The 20097-nt window shown below is 53.3% G+C and carries 21 protein-coding genes; 5 read left to right on the top strand and 16 right to left on the bottom strand.

Translation table 11 applies throughout. The features are described 5' to 3' along the window. Window positions 1-3: 3 nt before the first annotated feature. From EDM60_RS11125 to codY, 6 genes are all read right to left on the bottom strand, one after another. On the bottom strand, window positions 4-858 hold the full coding sequence (locus EDM60_RS11125; RefSeq protein ID WP_122964041.1) for an ABC transporter permease: 855 nt from the start codon (window positions 856-858) through the stop codon (window positions 4-6). A 15-nt stretch (window positions 859-873) separates the two neighbouring features. Next, entirely contained in the window at window positions 874-1794 is a 921-nt protein-coding gene (locus tag EDM60_RS11120; protein WP_122964040.1) for an ABC transporter permease, read from the bottom strand. An 18-nt stretch (window positions 1795-1812) separates the two neighbouring features. Beyond that, window positions 1813-3423 carry an ABC transporter substrate-binding protein gene (locus EDM60_RS11115; protein ID WP_122964039.1) on the bottom strand — a complete coding sequence of 537 codons (1611 nt, stop codon included), beginning with the start codon at window positions 3421-3423 and terminating at the stop codon, window positions 1813-1815. 27 nt (window positions 3424-3450) lie between these two features. Further along, window positions 3451-4323: a MurR/RpiR family transcriptional regulator gene (locus EDM60_RS11110; protein ID WP_122964038.1), complete on the bottom strand. Its 873-nt coding sequence runs from the start codon at window positions 4321-4323 to the stop codon at window positions 3451-3453. Window positions 4324-4329: 6 nt separating this feature from the next. Next, entirely contained in the window at window positions 4330-5823 is a 1494-nt protein-coding gene (locus EDM60_RS11105; RefSeq protein WP_122964037.1) for a M81 family metallopeptidase, read from the bottom strand. Window positions 5824-6042: 219 nt separating this feature from the next. Then, window positions 6043-6813: a GTP-sensing pleiotropic transcriptional regulator CodY gene (gene codY / locus EDM60_RS11100; RefSeq protein WP_122964036.1), complete on the bottom strand. Its 771-nt coding sequence runs from the start codon at window positions 6811-6813 to the stop codon at window positions 6043-6045. A gap of 207 nt (window positions 6814-7020) precedes the next feature. On the opposite strand from codY, the gene EDM60_RS11095 reads away from it, so the two are divergent. After that, entirely contained in the window at window positions 7021-7107 is an 87-nt protein-coding gene (locus EDM60_RS11095) for a YjcZ family sporulation protein (protein WP_122964035.1), read from the top strand. Between the two features lie 91 nt (window positions 7108-7198). Here EDM60_RS11095 and EDM60_RS11090 read toward each other — a convergent pair whose 3' ends face one another. From EDM60_RS11090 to EDM60_RS11075, 4 genes are all read right to left on the bottom strand, one after another. Further along, the gene (locus EDM60_RS11090) at window positions 7199-7975 is read right to left on the bottom strand and encodes a sporulation protein (protein WP_122964034.1); all 777 of its coding nucleotides are present in this window, start codon (window positions 7973-7975) and stop codon (window positions 7199-7201) included. 56 nt (window positions 7976-8031) lie between these two features. Then, window positions 8032-8577: a sporulation membrane protein YtrI gene (locus EDM60_RS11085; RefSeq protein ID WP_122964033.1), complete on the bottom strand. Its 546-nt coding sequence runs from the start codon at window positions 8575-8577 to the stop codon at window positions 8032-8034. Further along, window positions 8574-8885 carry a YtrH family sporulation protein gene (locus EDM60_RS11080; protein ID WP_063228142.1) on the bottom strand — a complete coding sequence of 104 codons (312 nt, stop codon included), beginning with the start codon at window positions 8883-8885 and terminating at the stop codon, window positions 8574-8576. The genes EDM60_RS11085 and EDM60_RS11080 overlap by 4 nt, the downstream gene beginning before the upstream one ends. Before the next feature lie 174 nt (window positions 8886-9059). Then, window positions 9060-9284, bottom strand: coding sequence for a hypothetical protein (locus EDM60_RS11075; protein WP_063228141.1), 225 nt, complete (start codon window positions 9282-9284; stop codon window positions 9060-9062). A gap of 319 nt (window positions 9285-9603) precedes the next feature. On the opposite strand from EDM60_RS11075, the gene EDM60_RS11065 reads away from it, so the two are divergent. Both EDM60_RS11065 and EDM60_RS28550 read left to right on the top strand, forming a co-directional pair. Continuing rightward, complete coding sequence (locus EDM60_RS11065; protein ID WP_122964032.1) at window positions 9604-10851, top strand: MFS transporter; 1248 nt, start codon at window positions 9604-9606, stop codon at window positions 10849-10851. A gap of 1 nt (window position 10852) precedes the next feature. Next, on the top strand, window positions 10853-10990 hold the full coding sequence (locus EDM60_RS28550; RefSeq protein WP_167470277.1) for a hypothetical protein: 138 nt from the start codon (window positions 10853-10855) through the stop codon (window positions 10988-10990). A gap of 137 nt (window positions 10991-11127) precedes the next feature. Here the strand turns inward: EDM60_RS28550 and EDM60_RS11060 are convergent, their stop codons facing one another. Next, the gene (locus EDM60_RS11060; RefSeq protein WP_122964031.1) at window positions 11128-11637 is read right to left on the bottom strand and encodes a hypothetical protein; all 510 of its coding nucleotides are present in this window, start codon (window positions 11635-11637) and stop codon (window positions 11128-11130) included. A gap of 18 nt (window positions 11638-11655) precedes the next feature. Then, on the bottom strand, window positions 11656-12735 hold the full coding sequence (locus EDM60_RS11055) for a M42 family metallopeptidase (RefSeq protein WP_122964030.1): 1080 nt from the start codon (window positions 12733-12735) through the stop codon (window positions 11656-11658). A gap of 154 nt (window positions 12736-12889) precedes the next feature. On the opposite strand from EDM60_RS11055, the gene EDM60_RS11050 reads away from it, so the two are divergent. Both EDM60_RS11050 and EDM60_RS11045 read left to right on the top strand, forming a co-directional pair. Beyond that, window positions 12890-13711, top strand: a complete 822-nt coding sequence (locus EDM60_RS11050) for a GNAT family N-acetyltransferase (RefSeq protein ID WP_122964029.1) — start codon at window positions 12890-12892, stop codon at window positions 13709-13711. A gap of 120 nt (window positions 13712-13831) precedes the next feature. Beyond that, window positions 13832-15133 carry a BaiN/RdsA family NAD(P)/FAD-dependent oxidoreductase gene (locus EDM60_RS11045; RefSeq protein ID WP_122964028.1) on the top strand — a complete coding sequence of 434 codons (1302 nt, stop codon included), beginning with the start codon at window positions 13832-13834 and terminating at the stop codon, window positions 15131-15133. 235 nt (window positions 15134-15368) lie between these two features. Here EDM60_RS11045 and EDM60_RS11040 read toward each other — a convergent pair whose 3' ends face one another. The 4 genes from EDM60_RS11040 to EDM60_RS11025 all read right to left on the bottom strand — a co-directional run bounded on the left by EDM60_RS11040 (window position 15369) and on the right by EDM60_RS11025 (window position 20091). Beyond that, window positions 15369-15524: a hypothetical protein gene (locus EDM60_RS11040; RefSeq protein ID WP_174769207.1), complete on the bottom strand. Its 156-nt coding sequence runs from the start codon at window positions 15522-15524 to the stop codon at window positions 15369-15371. A 52-nt stretch (window positions 15525-15576) separates the two neighbouring features. After that, window positions 15577-18063, bottom strand: coding sequence for a septation ring formation regulator EzrA (locus EDM60_RS11035; protein WP_122964026.1), 2487 nt, complete (start codon window positions 18061-18063; stop codon window positions 15577-15579). Between the two features lie 47 nt (window positions 18064-18110). Further along, window positions 18111-18713: a forespore capture DNA-binding protein RefZ gene (gene refZ, locus EDM60_RS11030; protein WP_063228134.1), complete on the bottom strand. Its 603-nt coding sequence runs from the start codon at window positions 18711-18713 to the stop codon at window positions 18111-18113. A gap of 466 nt (window positions 18714-19179) precedes the next feature. After that, entirely contained in the window at window positions 19180-20091 is a 912-nt protein-coding gene (locus EDM60_RS11025; protein WP_122964025.1) for a DUF6612 family protein, read from the bottom strand. Window positions 20092-20097: the final 6 nt, after the last annotated feature.

Genomic DNA, 20097 nt, shown 5'->3' with positions numbered 1-20097 from the left:
CCCTTACCTCGTTTTCGGGTCCAGGGCGTCGCGCAATCCATCCCCAAGCAGATTGAAGCCCAGAACCACCAGCATGATCGCCATTCCCGGGAAAATCGACATCCACCAAGCCTGACTCAAAAACGACTTGCCGACAAAAACCATCGCCCCCCATTCAGGCATCGGCGGCTGTGCGCCCAAACCGAGAAAGCTCAAGGCCGCAGCAGCCAAAATACTGACGCCAAACTGGATCGTCGACAACACGATGATCGGCGACATGATGTTCGGCAAAATGTGCTTCAAAAGAATTTGCCAATCCCGGATGCCCAAAGCGCGGACGGCTTCGATGTACTCTTTTTCCCGAATCGACAGCACCGCGGAACGCACGACCCGCACGTAGGACGGGATGACCGCGATCACGACGGCAATCATCGCATTGGCCAACCCTGGCCCGAGCACGGCAATGACTGCGATCGCCAAAAGCAAGGCGGGCAGCGACATGAGAATATCCATCCCCTGCATGATAAACAAATCAAGACGCCTGTAATATCCGGCAATAATTCCGAGCGTGACCCCAATCGTGGTCGACAACACTACCGTTATCAACCCCATCAAAAGCGAGATGCGACCGCCATGCAACAAGCGGGAAAAAATGTCCCGGCCAAAATCGTCCGTTCCCAAGAGATGGGTAGAACTGGGAGCAGCCAGGCGTTGATCAAAGTTCATCTGTTCGACGGGATGCGGGGCGATCACGGGAGCGAGCAGCGAGCCGAGTGTAAAAACAAGCAGGATGATCGCTCCGGCCATAGCTGTTTTATTGCGCTGCAATCGCTTTCTGATCCCTGACCAGTAAGACATGTGACGACTGTTATTCACGATAATCCTGCTCCTCCCCTAATCGAAGTGGATGCGCGGATCAATCCGGCTGTAAATCAGATCCACGATCAAGTTGGTCAGTGCAAAAATCAGCGCCATGAAAAATACCATCCCTTGCACTGTCGGCATGTCTCGCTTGCTGATCGCTTCAATCGCCAGACTGCCGATGCCTTGCAAGGAAAATACCGTCTCCACGACTACAGCGCCTGCCATCAGCGAGCCAAATTGCAAGCCGATCATCGTCACGACCGGGATAATTGCATTGGGCAAGCCGTGGCTGAAAATGAGTGAAACGAGCGAAGCCCCTTTTGCTTCGGCTGTCCGCATGTAGTCCTGTTTGATCACTTCCAGCATGCTTGCCCGGGTCATTCGGGCGATCATCCCCGCTTCCGCCATGCCCAAAGTGATGGCTGGCAGCAGCAAGGAATGAACGCCCTCATAGCCGGAAATCGGAAACAGCGCGAGCTTGTAAGCAAAAATCCAGATCAGGAACAGGGCGATCCAGAAGCCTGGCGCGGAAATCCCGACCAGCGAGAGCAGGACGACGAATCTGTCCACCAGCGTATTTTGTTTCACAGCGGCAATCGTCCCGAGTAAAATACCGAATATTGCGGCAATCAAAACACTGAAAATAGCAAGCTGCAACGTGATCGGGAAGCGCGTGACAATCTGCTCCCACACACTCTCTCCCGTAAAGAGAGACGTACCCAGATCACCCGTCAAAAGTCTGCCCAGAAAGCCGACATACTGCTGCCATAGCGGCTGATCCAGTCCGAGCGCCGTGCGCATCTGGCTGATGGCTTCCGGCGTGGCAAACTGTCCCAATATTTGCGTCGCAGGATCGCCGGGAATCAGGTGCACCATGAGAAATATCAGGACAGATACGCCCAGGAGCGTGCCCAATAGAGAAATCAGCCTTTTCACCACATAGCGGCGCATACCATCACCCCTGTTTCTCTATTTATCGAGAGTGACATCATTCAAAATGAAGTATTGCGTGTAGGAATTGAGCCCAAAGCCTTTGATGCCTCTCGTTGCTGTCACGACTTCGTTCACCCAGAGCGGCACCCATGGCGAATCGTTCAGCAAAATTTCCTGTGCCTGTTCGTAAATGCGAATGCGTTCCTCTTCGCTGGAAGCTTCCCGCCCTTTGTTCAGCAGATCGTCCAGCTCGGGCCGCGTATAGTGCATGCGGCTTTCGGCGTTGCTCTTTTCAAAAATGAGAAACAGAATATCGGCATCGTACCAGCCGTAGTACATCAGTGCCATGTCGTACGACTTTTTGCTGATCCGGTCTTTGATCGTCGTCATTTCCTGAACGGTAATTTTGAGATCGATTCCCGCTTCTCTCAGCTGGCTTTGGAGAATTTGCGCGGCTCTGGTAAAGGCCGGCTGCTGTGACACCAAAATCTCCACCGACAACGGTTTGCCGTCCTTGTCCACGATGCCGTCGTTGTTGGTGTCCGTCCATCCGGCATCTGCCAGCAACTGCTTGGACTCCGCTACATTGCGGGTGTACATTTGCTTCGCCTTGTTCTCGATCGCCTCGCTGTAGCCGAAAATCGTCGGTGCCAACGGTCCGTATATCGGTTTGCCGAAACCGTTCAACGCTACTTGTACCAGCGGATCGCGGTCGACGGAGAGAGCTACCGCCTTGCGCAAGCGAACGTCACTGAACAGTGGATGCTTGTTGTTAAAAGCGATGTACTTGATGCCGATGTCCATCGTTTTCTGAATGTCGACGCCAGGCAATGACTGCAATTCAGCGACGGAGTTTGCCGGAACATCGTGCAGTACGTGAATCGTTCCTTTTTTGAACTCCATCATGCGCGTATCGTCGTCTTTCAAAAAGCGGAACAAAACGTTGTCGATATGAAGCGGGCCTTTGTTTGCGACGTACTCCGGCCCCCAGTTGTACTCGGGATTTTTCTTGAACAGAAGCGATGCGCCCCGCTCCCGCTTCTCAAACTGGATCGGCCCCGTTCCCGATGGCTTGTCGCCAAAACCGTCGCCCAGCTCTTTTGCCGCCTTCGTGTCTACAGGAGAAACCATTCCGCTAATGACGACGTTGATAAAAGGAGAAAATGGCTTGCTGAAATGAACTTTCAGCGTCTGCTCGTCTGTTGCCTCCACTTTTTCGATCGGCCCGACGATCCCTTTGACAGGGGAGATTTCCAGCATCCGGTCAAACGACTCCTTCACAGCGGCTGCCGTCACAGGATTGCCGGTGTGGAAGCGGATATTTTTGCGTATGGTGAACGTCCACGTTTTGCCGTCCGGCGAAATCTCGTATTTTTCCGCAAGGCCGGGGATGATTTTTCCCGAAGTGTCCCGGCTCAGCAGCGGTTCGTACAAAAGGCCGTTCTCGTTGCCGAGCCAGGTTGTTTTGTGCAGATCGAGCGTGTCCGGGTCAATCAGCGATGAGACAACGAGCGTGTTGCTCGTCTTGCCCGCCTCATCGGTTTTCGGCTGCGTTGTCTGGTTGGCTGTCTGCGATGAACAGCCTGCGATGACTGCCGTTGCCAGCAGTACGCTTAGTGGCCCTGTTTTCCACCAGCTTTTTTTCATACCCTCATCCCCTTTTTTCTCTCAGCGTCACATGTCGGTTTCCCCCACGAAGGGATAGATTTGGCGACTCGTGTTTTCGTAGTTTAGCAGCCGTTCTTTCACCTGCTCGCCATCGGCCTGTACCACACCGCTGACCAGTACGCTCAGCATGGAAAAGATCGCGGTCATTCCTTTCAGCGCGGTAGGAGCAGGTGCATGAACTTTCAAGACTTGATCGGCAATCGGCCCGACCGGAGAAAGCTCGTCGTCGGTAATCCCCAAAACGACAGCCCCTCTCTCCTTTGCCGCCTTGGTGAATAAAATCGTTTCACTGACATAGCGGGGAAAGGACAAGGTAATGACCAACCAGTCCGAATTGATCTGGGTCAGCAAATAGTTCGCATCGTCGACAGGTCCTCTGTACAGGTGCGCATTTCCTTTTACGACATTCAGTGAAAAAGCGAGCCAATTGGCAGGGGCATACGAGCTGCGGAAGCCGACGACGAGAATGTGCTTGGCGGCCATGATGCTTGCTACCGCCTGCTCCAGTTGTTCCTTTTTCAGTCCGCCGAGCGTTTGCCGAATGTAGGCGACGTCCTGCTCCATGTTGAAGGAGATCAGATCGTCCTGATCGCGCAAATCTTCCGCTGCTGCCCGCAGGCTGTCAATGGCATTTTCTTTTTGCACTTTATCCAGCAAGGAGCTGCGAATTTCTTGCTGCAACTCGCTATACCCGGAGTAACCGAGCGCGTAGGAGAGGCGAATGACTGTCGTTTCACTCGTGCCGCTCAGCGCCCCGACCACCTTTGCTGGTTTTTGGGCTACGACTTTTGTTTCGGCGAGAATGTATTTGGCGGCCAACTTTTGCTGGTTTGTCAATTCCGGATAATGTTTGCGAATGCGCTCCTGTACGTTTTCCATCTTCTTCTACTTCCTTGTCAGTTGTGGTAGGGTCGGATCTGTGATCGGGTCTAGCGGATAAAGTGGGCGATTTGCCCGTTTGTATTGGAAAAACCGGAAGTTCAGCGTCGTCAGGCCGGGTGAATCAACCGTGATGACTTTGGCGCTGATCGGTTCAAAGGCGGCCCGGAAGTGCGTACTCGACTTGAGGGCAACGATCTTGTAGCGCGTGACATCAATGCCGTGCAGCTGAAAAATTTGTTCGTCGAGCACCTGCGATTTGACCGAGCAGACGAGCACATCGACACCGCCGATTTGCAAGCGGACAGATTTGCCGTAGTCGATACGCGCTCCTTGGCCCATCGGCGTCGTGGCGACAAACTTGCCATCGGTCAACGCTTTGACGTACGCGGTTACTTCAAGCGGCTCGCCGTGCAGATGGTCGGTTTTCCCGCCTAGGCTAATCTCCAGCGTGGCCCCGACTCCCGCTGCAAATGCTTGTTGCACCACTTCTGGATCGTACATGTAGCCGAAGCAGGCGTTGGTCAACTGCGCGTCGAGCATGGCCCGCAACAGATGCGTCCCGTCGCCGGGAGTTCCTCCGCCCGGGTTGTCCGATGTCTCGTTGATGACAATCGGCATTCCTTCTGTAGCGAGTGCTTGCGCGATTCCTTCCGCAGGAGTCGGCATGATCAGCTCGAAGTCATCCCTGTGTTGCCAAACGAGCTTCGCTACATCCTCGCTCACTTTGCGGGCAAGCTCGCTGTCGTTGTTCGTGACCGTCAAAACCGCCACTCCCAGCTCCGGAATGTCCGTGTACGGGAAACCGTGAAAAAAGGCGCAGTCGATCACGTTCTCTTCCTTTTCCCAAGCCCAGCATGCCTCGTTGATTTCGTTCGCCGGAAAATGGTGGGTAGCAGAGGTAGGGATCAAAAGCGGCAATCGGGTGAGATGCATCGTCGGCTTCCACTCGCCTGCGACCATTTTGCTGGCGACGTCAATCGCCTCCAGGCCGCGCTCATAGCAGTCAACGTGCGGATACAGGTGAACGCCGAGCAGCGCGTCCGCCTCCTCAACCATCTTCGGAGTCATGTTGGCATGCAAGTCGAGCGTCACGACCAGCGGAATGTCGTAGCCGACCACGCCGCGAACGGCCGCGAGCAGATCGCCTTCCAGATCGTCGACGCCTTCTGCAACGCCCGCTCCGTGAAGCGCGAGACAGATCGCATCCGCATCCTTCGCCAGCCGCAGCCCTTCCAGCAGCTCGTTTTTCATCCGCTCGTACGTCTCATGCGTGATCGTGCCAGCCGGGTAGGCGAACGTGGAGAAAGTCGGCAAAAGTTCAATCCCCAGCTCCTCCGCCCGGTCGACCATTCCGCCGAGGAAGTTTCGGACTTTGCGGTTGCGTGAAAGGATGACCTCTCCGTGATCCCACTCCCAGCTTTGAAACAGGTCTAGCGTAGAAGGAACGTTGGAAAATGTGTTCGTTTCGTGCACGACGCCACCAATTGCCACTTTCAATCCGATCTCCTCCTCAGTCATTTTCCATTTTGAAGTTTAAACTTTAAATTTAGAATTTTTTGAAGTTATTCCTTTTCGCAAATTATATCGGCAAAAAAATCACGAATCAATGATTAATTCATGAAATTTTGTCAAGCTGGATTGTACTCGTTGAACTGCAAAACAAACGCCAAAAGACCCTCCTGCAAAAAGGAGAGCCTTTTGTCTGCACCGATTGAATTACGATGTTTTCCACTTGGCCAATTCAGACGGGAACTTGTCATTCAGCACTTTGATGTATGTCCCTTTCATGCCGAGCGAGCGGGATTCGAGCACGCCAGCGCTGGCCAGCTTGCGCAGCGCGTTGACGATGACAGAGCGCGTAAGCCCCGCCTGATCCGCCAGCTGGCTTGCTACGAGCAAGCCTTCGCGCGCGTCGAGCTGCTCCATGATTTTCTCGATGGCAATCTGTTCACTGTAGGAAAGGGAGGACAATGCAATTTTGGCAAACGTTTTGTCCCGCACTTCATTTTCAATCTGCTCCGTGCGCTGACGGACAATTTTCATCCCGATAACCGTGGCGCCGATCTCGCCCAAAATCAAATCTTCTGTCTCGAACTCGCCGTAAGCGCGGAGCAACACGAGTGTGCCCAGTCGGCTTCCGCCCGCGTTAATCGGGACGATCGTCGTCATCATTTGCGGGAACAAGCTGCCCAGCTCTTTTGGCACAAAGCTGTACGGGCTTTGAATCGACTCGTTCGCCAACGTTTGCGTCACTTCCAGCAGCTTCTGGTGTACTCCGCTTTGCAGGTGGGTCTGCCCTTCTTCATTCAGGGAAATTTCCTGATTCATTCCGCTGCCGAGAATCGAGCCGTCAGCCGTAATGATGTACACATTGGCCGAGATGACTTCGGACAAAAGCTTGGCGAGGTCTTGAAAGCCGACACCGCTGCCTCCCATTGTTTTTTGCAGCATGACATTGATTTTTCTCGTTTTTTCCAACAAATTCATAATAATATCCTCCTTGGATTTCTTCATGCTCACAGTATTGTCAGAAAAATCCAGCCCCATACATGCAAATCAAAAAATTAGAAAGACACCTCATGCAATCGGTTTTTCGCCCGAAAAATGGGTGTTTGCCTGAACACGTTTGCCCCTGTCGGCGACTATTCTATATAGGGAACAAACATCACGTCACGGATTACGGGAGGATTTCAAATGGGGCTGTTTAACGGAGGCTTTAACGGGTTGTCTTTGATTCTTGTGTTGTTCGTCCTGTTGACGATCGTCGGCGCAGACGACTAATTTGCTCGCTTTTTCGCCCATACAAAAAGGCTGCCTGGTTTTCTCCCAGACAGCCTTCTTTTCTTTTTCGCACTCGCTTGGCTCTTAACTCTTAGCGCAGCTGTTTTTTGATCAGTTGCTCGATCGCATCCGCAATCACGTGTGTCGGTCTGTTCAAATCTTCGTCATGCAGTCGGAAGCGCACGTAGCGCTCGTCGAGGTTAAACGCTTCTTCAAAAGCGCCCAGGAAGCCGCGCGCACGCTTGTCTAGCTCCAGCAACACTTCCAGCTCTCCCTCGCGCAAGTAGAAGATTGCCTCCAACTCTTCCAGACGGCTGCGATACGGCCCGGTCGGACGAAACTCGAACTCTTGCACAAACGGATACGATTTGCCCAGATGGCGATTGTACTCGCAATCTACTTTGTACAGTTGGAAGCCAAGGGAAGAAACAGCATCCAGCACTTTTGTCATCAACGGATGCGGACGCACTTCGATGAAATCGGAATCGCCAGGATCAATCGCATTTTTGATATCCAGTCCGGTTCGCAAATAAACAGGCTGGCGCCCCATTGTCAGCGGGGTTTCATAAGGAAGCGGGAAAGCAAAAGGAAGGACTTTGCTCTCTTTTGGCTGCAGGTACACGCGCTCGGTCAAACGGTATTTGACCAGGGTGCATTCTTCTTTCACCTTGTTGTCGTTCACTTCTCGTTCATAGTGGGTAACAACGTACATGTAGATTTCGTCGATTTCCTGTGCTACATCTCCTCCTGTAAGATGCACCTCGCCTTTTACGAGATCCCCGGGAACGAGCGACTCCTCCTCCAAACGGGTATCTACTTTCGCAGCTCCAATTCCAACACTCGCCAGCAACTTCTTGAACATGGACATGTACTCGCCTCTCCTTTGCGTTGACCCCAGACCTTGATCGATCTGCCTTCAGGTATCTATGTAGAAATATACGAGGGAAGAAAAAGAAAGTTTCGCGCAACCTTTTGCCAAACATCATCCGATATGACCTCTGCCGTGACGAAGACTTGCAGCGTCCGCGCGATGAAGACCGTCTTGATTCGCACTTCGACCATCGTGCGATCCGACAGGACGTACTCCCTGCGGCGCAGCATCTCATGCAGAACCTGGTGAACTTCTGCGACCTGCTCCGCTTTTTTGCCTTTGAGCGAAGCGAAGTCTTTTTCCACCATATCGACGACTTGTACGACAATCGTGGCATGCAAAGGCTGCTTCTGATCCGCCGTCAGCACAAAAGCGCGAACCTCCTCGATCACCTGATCCTGATTTTTGCGGTAGACGCGCTGGTTTTGCTTCAGCTCCTGGTTTTCTTCGTACAGCTTTTTGTTTTGCAGCTCCAGGCTTTTGCGCACCAGCATCATTTGTTCCATCTCGCGCCCGTACACGAACAAAATCACGGTGCCGCCCACAAGACAGCCGATGAGCAGAAGCGCGAGGTAGCGTTTCCAGAAAATGACCATCATGATCGCACCTGCACGAGCCAGTGCACGCAAATCGTTCCGATATGAGCGCCCAAAAAAGCCACGACGATCATGACAAGCTGCTTGAATACGGGCGAGAAGTTGCCCATCAATATTTTTTCAATTTGCAAAAAGGAGTCGAAGGTGCCGCCCAAAGCGCCGACCAGCCCCCATATTTTCAGTTGGTCTGCCAGCTGTACCATCGAAAACAACGGAGGTTTTTCTGTCAAAAACGCACCCAATCCTCCGCACAAGGCTCCTCCCACGACAATGCCATAGGCTACAAAAAACGTCAAAATGACTTGTGCCATGCTGATCCCCCATCCTCCCGACTGCATGACGTATGCTTATCCCTACGCGGCTTGTCTGGTTTTTATGATCGAAAAGCCTTCCCGCCCCTGTCATCTGTTCTCTTGCCACGGCATGCCCTCTGCCAAACGCCAAAAAAAGAAGGCATGCTTATGTCGGCAGCATGCCACTGGTACTCATGGCTTGTTCCTGCCCCATCTGCGCAGACGTTTTTGGATGCGCGGGGAGTTCATCACCATAAGATCCATAAACAAATTGACCATATTCGGATTGCTTAACACTTGTTTGAACACTTCCGGATTTTCTTTGAACCATTGCTCATTGGCCTTGATCCATGCTTTGAAGCCTTGATTGGAGCGGTAGTGATTGTTCAGGCGGCGAACTGGCCGATATGCGCTCATCTCAATCTATCCCTTCGTCAAAGAATATGGAGAGGAGAAAGATGATCACGATAATCCAGATCACCACTTCAAAGCCATCTTGGTTAAAAAAACCAAAACCTTTCATGCGAGATCCCCCCTTCACACTAGCTCGAACCATTGCACCTGGCATACCGCCCATGGCACCTTTTCTCTATAGGTATATGTATCGGGATGAATGTTGGATTGGACACCCGCCTGCCTCGCGTGCACATTTGTACGCTCGCCCATTTTTGTTGCATAGAGACAAACCTTTTCCACTCATACTAGAAAGGATGTTGAACAACTAGAGGAGGCGATTATGACAGCCTCACAGGGAGCACTCTGGCGCAACAAGCCTTATTTGATCTTGCTGCTGCTCGTTTTTTTCATGCACATGGCTTCGTATTTGGTCATCCCGGTGTTTCCGATTTTTTTGCAAAAGGTGCGGCTCTTGCATCTGGCTCAGGTGGGCTTCATTCTCGGGGCAGGCAGCATCGCCTATCAAATCGGCAGCCTGATCGGGGGGCCGATGTCGGATCGGTGGGGCAGACGGGCGATCATAGCGCTGGGAGCCTTGCTTCAGGGCAGTGCCATGCTCGGCTACCATTACAGTGCGAATTACGGGTTTTTCCTGTTGTTCTCGACGGTGAACGGGCTGGGGCTCGGACTGTTGGCCCCCACGATCAAAGCGATGATTGCCGATGAAGTGGCGGAAGCGCAGCGGACGACAGCCTTTTCCTGGCGGGGCATTCTCGCCCACAGCGGGATTATCGTAGCAGGTCTGGTGATTACGTGGATGACGGCGATTCATCAGCAGCCGTTTATCGTCTCCGCCATCGTTTTTGGCCTGCTCGCTGCTTTGACGTTCTTTTCCTTGCCGGATGACCGCTGTGTCGGCCCTGACTGTCGTCGCACGCCGATCTCGGAATATCGGCATATTTTGAAGCACCGCAGCTTCCTGCTGTTCTCGGGAATTACCTTGCTGATGTGGGCGCTGTACGCGCAGTTCACCATGATCCTGCCTTTGCGCGGCGAGCATGTACTGCATTCCGCAACGCTCATCGGCCTTGTCTGGACGATCAACTCGCTCTGTGTCGTTTTGCTGCAAGGCTTTATCTCACGCTTTATTCTGCAGCGGATCAATCCGTATATCGCACTCGCCATCGGAACGACCTTGCTCGGGGCCGGACTGACCGCGATGGGCTGGGCCAATCACTTTGCCACGCTCAGTGCCGCGGCCGTCCTGTTTATCCTCGGTGAAATGCTGTTCATGCCCGTCCAGGATTCGCTCGTTACCCATTTTGCCAAAGAAGAGTGGCTGGGAGCGTACTTCGGCTTCTCCAACTTTGTCTCCGGAGTGGGAACCGCCATCGGGACAAGCCTTGGCGGCGCCATGGTCGAAAAACTCGGCGGAGTGGCGAGCCGAAGTCCGTGGATAGCTTACGGCATCGTCACCTTGTTTCTGGCGGCACTGCTCGGGTTGTTTGCCGTCTATGCCATCCCGCGCTACAAAAATCCGGCGCAGACCAACGAGTCCAGCACGAAAAGAAAGGAAGGTGCGACGTAAAATGACTCAGTCAAAAAATCAGCAGCAGCAGCAAAACGGGCAAGATGCGGAACGCAATCGTCAGCCCAAATCAGTGCAAAACGATGCCCCTGGCTACGGAGACAAGAAGCTGGAAGGGCCGAATCGCCCTTCTACTTGAGAGCTTCCCGCTTTGTTTCTACACGAAAAAGCCATTTCCCCGATGCAGAGGAAATGGCTTTTTTCATGAAATCGGATGTAACCGCTTGCGTCAACAAAACAGTCATGACCGTTTTGCTTGGCTCGTCACCGTCTCGTTCAACTGATGGGCACAAGCTTGTACGGCAGAGAGAACTCCGCGAGCTTTTGCAAAAAGCTTTGGCTTGCCTGTTCGTCAGGGGCAATCAGCTGCAAATAGCGTGTGAAGTAAAACACGATTCGGTCTTCGTCGCCTTCCTTCAGGCGGTAATGCGATAGTTGGGCGATGTCTGTCAGTTCGTAAAAATACGCGTAGCGCTCGGGAGTCATCGGCGCTTGAAAAGAACGGCTGACGACGATGCCGTTGCTGAGATGTTCCTTGCTGTTCTCTCTCGTCGCCCCGAGGAAGCGCAAAGTTTCCCCCGCCCGCTTCGCTCCCAGCTTTTCTGCCAGCATGCTGTCGTTGTACTCCACTTCCAAATCGGTCAGTCGGTCGCGGACGGACTCCAGCATGGACATCAGCACTTTGCGGACAGCGAGATTTTCCGTTGCGAACTGGTTGTCAAAAACATTAAATTCGTAAGACGTCGCCTGACCTTGGCGCTTCGTATACAAAATAATTGCGTTCAAAAGCGCCACCTCCCCTCGTTATCTCGGCAAAATCGCTTCAAAGGTCACCCGATCCAGCTTGCGCACGATCGCGAACAAGAGGCGCTTGGCCGCTTCGTAGTCTTCCCGATCGATGATCGAAGCATGGCTGTGAATGTAGCGGGAAGGGATTCCGATGACGGCGGACGGCACTCCTTTTCCGTGGTGCTGCACGACCCCTGCGTCTGTATAACCTTTGGCAATGTAAATCTGGTACGGGATGTTTTCCTGCTCGCATGTAGAAATCAACAGTTCCCGCAAGCCGAGCGGCATCATGTACATCGGATCGTAAATCCGCATCAGCAAACCGCCGCCCAGTTTTCCGCCTTCGTCTTTCACGCCGGGAATATCGGTCGCCGGGCTGGCATCCAATGCTAGGAACAAATCCGGCTCGATAACGGCTGCTGCGGTTTTCGCTCCGCGCCCGCCAGACAGCTCTTCCTGAACAGTTGCTCCCACATACACCACGTTCGGATGTCCTGGCCGCTCATGCAGTTCTTTTGCCAGCTCAACAGCCAAGCTGCACCCGTAGCGGTTGTCCCACGCTTTCGCCATGACGCGGCGCGGGTTGGTCATGACCTGGAGCGGGCAAACCGGAACGATCTGCTGACCCGGACGCACGCCTGCCTGCTCGGCTTCTTCCCGCGTATCGACTCCGATATCGATGTACATATTGCGAATGTCCATCGGGCGATTGCGCTGATCTTCACTGAGCACGTGCGGAGGAATCGAGCTGATTACGCCTTCCACCGCGCCTTTTTCCGTTATGATTTGAACGCGCTGGGCGAGCAGGACTTGTCCCCACCAGCCTCCCAACGTCTGAAACGAAATAAAGCCTTTTTCCGAAATGCGCGTCACCATGAACCCTACTTCATCCATATGTCCGGCCACCATGATTTTCGGACCGTTTTCATCCCCGCGCATCACGCCGAGCATACTGCCGAGGTTATCGTATACGAACTCGTTTGTATATGTACCCAAGTATTCCCGCATGATATCGCGAACCGGACCTTCGAAGCCGGGTGCTCCCGGCGCTTGGGTCAGCTGTTTCCACAGCTCCAGTTGAAAGTCGTTTTCCATTGTGGTCAAGCCTCCTGTCATCCCTTGTCGGATGTTTGTCTATCTCTCCTATTATCCGTGAGGCTGATTTTGGATGCAACCGTTCACAAGCAGGAATGTGCCGCCTTCTGTCCGAATGAAGTAAAAATACGAATTGGATAGGGGGAAAAAAGAAATGGCGATCACGTTGCGAAGATTGACGGAAACGAGCGAAATTGAGCAGTTGGAAGCGATGGAAGGGAAAATATGGGACCCTGCTTCTGCCATTCCGTACCACATGACGCTGACTATGCACAAATTTGGCGGACTGTTTCTCGGGGCGTTTGACGGAGACGAAATGATCGGGTTTTTATACAGCTTCCCAGGCTACACCAACGGGGAGACGCATCTCTGTTCGCACATGCTGGGCTTTTTGCCCGAATACCGCAAGCAGGGACTTGGCGTGCAGATGAAGTGGCTGCAAAAGGACGAAGCAAAAGCGATGGGCCATTCCAAGATTACCTGGACGTACGATCCGCTGGAAACAGTGAATGGCGTGCTGAACATCGTCAAGCTCGGCGGGATCGTCCGCACGTACTTGCCCAATTGCTACGGCGACCTCGATGACGACTTCAACCGCGGCTTGCCGACCGACCGTTTTCTCGTGGAATGGTTCATCGACAGCGGACGGGTAGAAGCCCGCCAAGCAAACGGAGCACCGCGACTGTCCTATGACGGCGCTCCAAATATTTTACACTATGAGATCACGGATGGCATCCCGACCCCTGTTGCTCTGGCGACCGATCGGGAAGAGTCTGTCCTGCTCTTGCCCGTCCCTGCCTTCTTCCAGCAGGTGAAGCAGGCAGACATGAGTGTAGCCGCTCTTTGGCGCAAGCAAACCGGCGAGTTGCTCACGACGTATTTTGCCAAAGGATACATGGTGACGGATATCGTCCGCGATGAGACAATCGTCCGCTACGTGCTTACGAAAAAGCCGCTCGCAGACATTCTCGCCTGACGCACAGGCATCCCCCTTCTACGCCCGCGGTTCCCTTCGCTCTCTTTTGGGCGAGAGAGCAGGTGTTGTGGTAAAATGGGGGATGCCTCACCCTACACCATAACTAAGGACGAAAACGAAATGAATCGATCACAGTACGATTTTGATGTCATCATTATCGGCGGCGGGCCTTCCGGGCTGATGTCCGCTGTTGCGGCTTCGAGTCAGGGAGCGCGTGTCTGCCTGGTAGAAAAAGGCGGGAAGCTCGGGCGCAAGCTGATCATTTCTGGCGGCGGCCGCTGCAATGTCACCAACGCCAAGGAACAGGACGAGCTGATCAAGCAAATGCCAGGCAATGGCCGTTTTATGTATAGCGCTCTGACGCAATTCGGCAATCGGGAAATCATGCAATTTTTCGAGGGCTTGGGAGTCGCCCTGAAGGAAGAAGATCGCGGGCGAATGTTTCCTGTGACGGACAAGGCGGTTACTGTAGCGCAGGCGCTCATTGACCTTTTAAAGCGGCAAAATGTCACCATCCGGCTGAACTCTCCCGTCCAGGAAGTGCTCTATGAAAACGGCAGAACGGCTGGCATCTTGCTGCAAACGGGCGAAAAGCTCTCAGCCCCTTGCGTCATTATCGCGGTAGGCGGCTGCTCGGTTCCCCAGACAGGCTCGACGGGAGACGGATACGCCTGGGCCAAGGCTGCCGGACATACGGTGACGGACTTGTATCCTACAGAAGTGCCGCTGACCGCAAACGATTCGTTCATTCGCGACAAAACGCTTCAAGGACTGTCTCTGCGCGATGTGACGATGACGTTGTACGCCCCGAACGGCAAAAAGATTAACACGCAGGAAGGCGACATGATTTTTACCCATTTCGGGCTGTCTGGACCAGCCTCGCTGCGGATGGGACACTATGTTTCTACCAGCCAACGCAAATACGGCGCGATCCCGCTGTCGCTCACGCTCGATCTGATGCCAGCGAAAAGCAAAGACGAGATCAACGCGGAAAGCTGGCAGCTTTTGGAGGAGCAACCGAAAAAAGCGGTCAAAAACGTGCTGAAAGGCTACTTGCCTGAACGGATTATCCCCTTGCTGCTGTCGCTTTCCGGCATCTCGGAAGACACGACGTACAGCCATATGAAAAAACAAGATTGGGCAAGCTTTGCCGGCATCATCAAAGCATTTCCACTGACAATCACAGGTACGCTTTCCTTAGAAGAAGCTTTCATTACGGGCGGCGGAGTCAGCGTCAAGGAAATCGACCCGCGGACGATGCGTTCGAAGCTGATGGATGGCTTGTACTTCGCTGGGGAAGTCATGGATGTTCACGCCCATACCGGAGGCTACAACATTACTATCGCCTTTTCATCGGGACATTCCGCAGGTACGCACAGTGCGGAAGAAGCTTTGGAATTTTTTTGCGAGAATAACGTTTAGGGGAAGACAAATCGGGGAAACTAGCAAGCAGGTACTCTTTTTTGCGAAAGAGTGATCAGCACCTTACTCCCCCCTAGTTGTAAGGTGCTGGTTATCAGACCTTTACTCCCTTTATCTTCCCTAGATGGAGCATCGCCCTCGTGAGCGATGCTTCTTTTTTTTGCACAAAAAAACACCTGTCGCGTACGGAGCGCATTCCGCCTGCGATCAGGTGTTTTTTATGGAAAATGCTAGGTTAGGCTGCCATCCGGAACAAGTAGGCAAAGCCTGCTAAAACAAAGGCCAGGCCGAGCAAAAAGAATGTGTTCGCCCTTTGCTTCACCCGCTTTTCATTGCCCCGGAAATAGTGGTTCATCCGACTTTGCCATCTTTTCGTTCGGGGCTGAAGCATGACAAGCACCCCTGCGGCTATCAGGAAAAAGGGAAGGAGCTTCACGGCTGGCTCACCCCTTTTTCTTTCTGCGCAAAAGCCAGCGATTGTCTTCCTCGGCTGGAGCGCCTTCGATGACAAGACGCGCTTCCTCCGCCAGTTGGTATGCTTCCGCGAAAGCGAGCTGTCGGAATGATTGCTCCGCTTTTGTCAGCAGTTCGTTGACATGCCTGTTTTGGCGGCGGTAGCGGTTGGTGTACTGGATAGCTCCTTCCGCCAGCTGGCAAGTCGAAATAATTTGCTCCGCCATTCGCTCTGTCTCCACGACCAGCTCGTGCGCATCCTGAACCAAAATCGCCACTTCCTCCAAATCGTAGCGATACTGCTCCATGATCATCTTGATCCGTCCCAAAGTTTGCACGACTTCTTCAAACATGTACTTCAAATGATCGGGAATGCCAGGCAGGTAGCTTCGCTTGATTTGCTGGCGCACGCGTACCAATGTACTCGAAATCCGCTCCAGCTCGTCGAGAGCATCGTCCTCTGTCTCGATCAGCAAATAAGCTTGCTCCTGGACTTCCTCTTCATAGACTGGCTGCGGCTCAGCCTGGGTTTTCGGAATCACCAGCTCGTACTCCGTCTCTTCCTCGACGTCACGGCTCGGCTTGGTCGGCGGAGCATGAACCGAAGTCGCTTTTTCCGAGTTGGCAGGCTTCTTGAGTGCTTGCAGCAGCACAGCCCGTTCCGCTTCGCTCAACTGGTCGCGTGTTGCAGTTGCAATCGGCGCCGCTTCCGCAAAAGTCTCGTCAGCTTGCTCCTGATCGTATACTGCCGCTTTTGGCGCTTCATGCACGAACTCTTTTGGCTCTGGCTTGTGGATCACAGGCGCATGCTCGTCTTTGCTCGCCTGATTCCATACTTGTGCAGCCTGCTCGATGATCGCTGCCACTTCTGCATCGCTGACTTCGCGTTCTTTGTCAGTCACAGGGGCATGCTCTCTTCCGGCTGCTTCTTCCTCGCTCTCGCTCCACTCATCTGCAAGCGGCTGCTCCAGAACCTGTGCGGAAGCGGAAGCCGCCGCAGCCTCGTGCTTGGCCATTACTCCTTCTTCAATTCCTTGATAAGTAGCGTCCAGCAATACATCGAAAGCTTTGGAGTGAGTCAAGACCATCTCCAAATTGCCTTCTTCCAGTGCGCTTTTCGCGGACGAAAGCAATTGCTTTGCCTGCAGCAGCGCCTTATCCAGCGCGTCCTGCTTCAAGTCAAAGCCGTCGCGCGTCGCTTGGCTGATTCCGTCCTCCAGCTGCTTGAACTCCTCCGGCATCGCCTTTTTCACGCGATGCACCAACGTCGGGAGTTGCTCCATCGTCTGCCCTACGCGTTCCAGCAGCTGCTGTGCCTTGATCGTCGTATCGTAGGCAGCGATATCGTCGCCTGCCGCCCGCGCCGTTTTCACCAGGCTTCGCATCGTCTCGACCTCATCCAGCGATGCTTTCAGCTCGTGAAACGACAAGCCGTATTCCAGACGCAAATCGGACAAGCGGCGCTCCATCTGCTCCACTTGCTTGCCGATTTCCGGGATGACAACTTTGTTCTCCTGTTTGGTAATCGCGACTTTTGAGGTGTCTTCCTTCAGCTCGTTCAGTTCATCCTCGATCTGGTTCAGCGTCTCGCGCGCTTCATCGAGCATGCCGAGCGCCAGCGAAAACCGGAAGCGGTCGCACGCTTCTTCCGCATCGAGAATCATCATCTCCACATCGGGGATGCGGATGCGCAGCAAGTTTTCCTTTTTGTCTGCCAGGTGGTGATAGCGCACCTCTGTCATTCCGCTGGAGCGGCGCAGCGGCTTTTCCACTTCGATGACATTGATTTTCTCTATCAGCTCATCCTTCCAATCTTCTACGTCGTCGACTAATTTAAAGATCGAGCGGCGGCGAATCATGGCGTAAACCAGTCCGATTGACAAAGCCGCAAAGACAGCTCCGATCGCGTAAATCCACCACGGGATGCCGCCAAGTCCGTCTTTTTCCTCCGTCTGTTCCTGTGCTTTCGCATCGGTTGCACCCGCAGGAGCGGCAGCCTGCTTGTCCGAGATGCGGCTCAGTTCCCGGTTTACTTCCCCGATCAAAGTCTGGATGCCGTTCAAATACTGCTTCTGATTGCGGAATGGTTCGTAGTACGACGTCATTTTTTCATGCAGCATTTCCATCGATGCGCCTTTGGCCTGCAAGGCTGGCCCTGCATACATCCCGAGCTGTTCGGTGTTGTAGTCCAGGACGACCATCATCGCGTCATCAGCCAAATTGTAATTGTCAAACAGCTTCTGCGCGTACATGTCAGGGGATTCTGCTTCCGGTGCTGTGCTTTCCACTACGACAACTTTGTAGCTGCCAGGCAGATTTTGCATCGACTTCGCAAAGTTCGCCTTCTCTTCTTTTTTCAAGTAGTTGTCGGCGTCCTGCACAACTTCCTCTTTTTTGTCAGGAAAAGGCGTGGCGTAAGCCGGATTCGTATATAGCAACATGCCTGCCAGACAGAGCAGGAACAGTTTTCGTTTCACTTGTCAAACATCCCCTTAAAAAGTAAATTCATGGGAGAGGGCGCACCTTATGCCGGCAGCAAAATCCCATGCAAAAAACGCATGATGGAATCTTGCAGCCACCTGGCGAACTCCTCGGAAAACGGCTCCAGGTCATAAACCTGCCGAACCATCTGCGGTTGTAAAAACGGATATATCATCTGGCTGCTTACGGCCAGCACTATACGATCAATGGATACGGGCAAAAAATCACCCGCTGCGACTCCGCCTTCCAGCACCCTCGAAAGGCCGTGCTTCCAGCGGCTCATGTAAAGTGTCATCACTTCACGGGCAAGCATCGACTCGACACTCAGTTCCCGATGAATCAGCCTCGTGATCGGCGCGTGTTCCATCTGAAAACGCAAATACAGCTGAATCACCTGTTCAAGTCGTTGAATGGCAGAGACGTGCTCCTGCATCGTTTCCTGCTCCTCCAATAAACGAAACAGCGTCTCGAAGTAGGAAGCGATCAAGGTCTCCAGCACTCCCTGCTTGCCCTGGAAGTGATAAGAAATCAACGCGGAATTTACTTGTGCCTCGGCAGCGATTTGTCTAACGGATGTCCCTTTGTAGCCATACGTGTCAAACAGTTTGGCGGCTGCGGACAAAATACGCATTTTCGTCTGATCCATCGCTGAATTTCATCCCCTTTACACCCCGGCTGTGGCAAAACCGGAAAGCGACCATAGCCAAAAGAGTAGCGGTCGCAGTAGACACTCGATTTTCAACGGACATCTTTTCTATTGTACGGATGATTCGACGCAAAAAGATAGACCTGTTGTAAGTTCGACAAAGTTTTCCACTATTCCTCCTAGGAATAAAGACCGTCTGCGAAAAAAGCGGGGAACAATCCGGCCCGGCTCCTCGCAAACAATAAAGACGGACAACAGCCCGAAAGCGTTACTTCTCCGATTGGAAAATTGCCCCGTGTACCAGACATGGGCAACAGGCTTTATTCAAACAGTCAAAAGCAGCCGCAAACACCTCGCTTTTTGCAGACGCGGGCAGCTTTGGAAAAAAGCTGCCTCACGACTCACAGAAAAAAAGACGCTCCCTTGCCCGCAGACATGGAAGGTGAGCGTCTCTTTCTTCTGCTGCTTATTTGCCGCCTTCTGCCGCAGTTGGCACCGGCTTGGCCCGACCGTAATTTTGCAAATACGTTTCTACCTGGGAGTGCTCTTTTACCCGCTGGTCGTTCAAATCGTATGCGGAGCGAATCGACATCGTCATGTTGGTAGGCAGCATCGTCTTCTTGTTGTAGTAAATCGTGTACTCCGCTTCCACATCCATCTGATCGACCATCGCCTTCACGTCCTGCGCCTGTGCTTGTTTCGCCTGAATCGAGACACCAGCCCCAGGCGCAGCCGCTCTCGTCCAGTTTCCGTCTGACAGCTGCATCGCCAGCTTGACCCTTGGCTTGTGGGAGGCGAAAGGGCCCGCTGCGGACTGAATCCGCGAGCCAGCCCCGGCTTGTTCCTTCATTTGCGCAGCCAGCCATTCTTTCAGTTTGAGCGAATCCAGCGTCACACCGATTGCTTCGAGATCGTCCTGCGGATTTTCATCGGGCAGCTGGCGGACGCTTTTTTTCAGCTCGTCCATTTGCTGAAAGCAAAATGGCGGACTCCAGTTGTTCATCTCCTGCCGCAAAGCAACTCCTTCGCCCGGGACAGGCTTCCATTTTTCTTCCTGGCCTTGTTTGGCGTACAGCTCGCTTCCTTCGGAGAGCAACGACAAAGTCTCCACTCGCTGCTGTTCTGGAACGGAAAACTTCACGTTCATATACACCGCTTCCCCGTCTTTTCGCCCGGAGAAGTTCACCATGTTGGCATTGGCGCTGTTCGCTGTCAAAAGCTTTGTCCTTCCGTAAAACGCGTACGAGTTCTGCGCCGCAAACTGATCGCGCACCTGTTCAAAAGCTGAATGGGGGTCTTGCTTGACGCCCATTTGATTACAGCCTGTCAAAGCGGTGCACGCGATGGTCAAAAGGCACATGGTCCAATACTTGCGCATCTGGTT

Origin of the sequence: Brevibacillus parabrevis, assembly GCF_003710905.1 — a bacterium.
GTDB lineage: Bacteria > Bacillota > Bacilli > Brevibacillales > Brevibacillaceae > Brevibacillus > Brevibacillus parabrevis.
The sequence above is the reverse complement of the archived record's forward strand: the minus strand, read 5'-3'. Positions and strand labels throughout refer to the sequence as shown.

Bases quoted from the DNA above. Each gene is read 5' to 3' on its own strand.
- EDM60_RS11120 (WP_122964040.1), bottom strand. From the start codon at position 1,794: ATGCGCCGCTATGTGGTGAAAAGGCTGATTTCTCTATTGGGCACGCTC.
- EDM60_RS11115 (WP_122964039.1), bottom strand. From the start codon at position 3,423: ATGAAAAAAAGCTGGTGGAAAACAGGGCCACTAAGCGTACTGCTGGCA.
- EDM60_RS11110 (WP_122964038.1), bottom strand. From the start codon at position 4,323: ATGGAAAACGTACAGGAGCGCATTCGCAAACATTATCCGGAATTGACA.
- codY (WP_122964036.1), bottom strand. From the start codon at position 6,813: ATGAATTTGTTGGAAAAAACGAGAAAAATCAATGTCATGCTGCAAAAA.
- EDM60_RS11095 (WP_122964035.1), top strand. From the start codon at position 7,021: ATGGGGCTGTTTAACGGAGGCTTTAACGGGTTGTCTTTGATTCTTGTG.
- EDM60_RS11090 (WP_122964034.1), bottom strand. From the start codon at position 7,975: ATGTCCATGTTCAAGAAGTTGCTGGCGAGTGTTGGAATTGGAGCTGCG.
- EDM60_RS11085 (WP_122964033.1), bottom strand. From the start codon at position 8,577: ATGATGGTCATTTTCTGGAAACGCTACCTCGCGCTTCTGCTCATCGGC.
- EDM60_RS11080 (WP_063228142.1), bottom strand. From the start codon at position 8,885: ATGGCACAAGTCATTTTGACGTTTTTTGTAGCCTATGGCATTGTCGTG.
- EDM60_RS11075 (WP_063228141.1), bottom strand. From the start codon at position 9,284: ATGAGCGCATATCGGCCAGTTCGCCGCCTGAACAATCACTACCGCTCC.
- EDM60_RS11065 (WP_122964032.1), top strand. From the start codon at position 9,604: ATGACAGCCTCACAGGGAGCACTCTGGCGCAACAAGCCTTATTTGATC.
- EDM60_RS28550 (WP_167470277.1), top strand. From the start codon at position 10,853: ATGACTCAGTCAAAAAATCAGCAGCAGCAGCAAAACGGGCAAGATGCG.
- EDM60_RS11055 (WP_122964030.1), bottom strand. From the start codon at position 12,735: ATGGAAAACGACTTTCAACTGGAGCTGTGGAAACAGCTGACCCAAGCG.
- EDM60_RS11050 (WP_122964029.1), top strand. From the start codon at position 12,890: ATGGCGATCACGTTGCGAAGATTGACGGAAACGAGCGAAATTGAGCAG.
- EDM60_RS11045 (WP_122964028.1), top strand. From the start codon at position 13,832: ATGAATCGATCACAGTACGATTTTGATGTCATCATTATCGGCGGCGGG.
- EDM60_RS11040 (WP_174769207.1), bottom strand. From the start codon at position 15,524: ATGCTTCAGCCCCGAACGAAAAGATGGCAAAGTCGGATGAACCACTAT.
- refZ (WP_063228134.1), bottom strand. From the start codon at position 18,713: ATGGATCAGACGAAAATGCGTATTTTGTCCGCAGCCGCCAAACTGTTT.
- EDM60_RS11025 (WP_122964025.1), bottom strand. From the start codon at position 20,091: ATGCGCAAGTATTGGACCATGTGCCTTTTGACCATCGCGTGCACCGCT.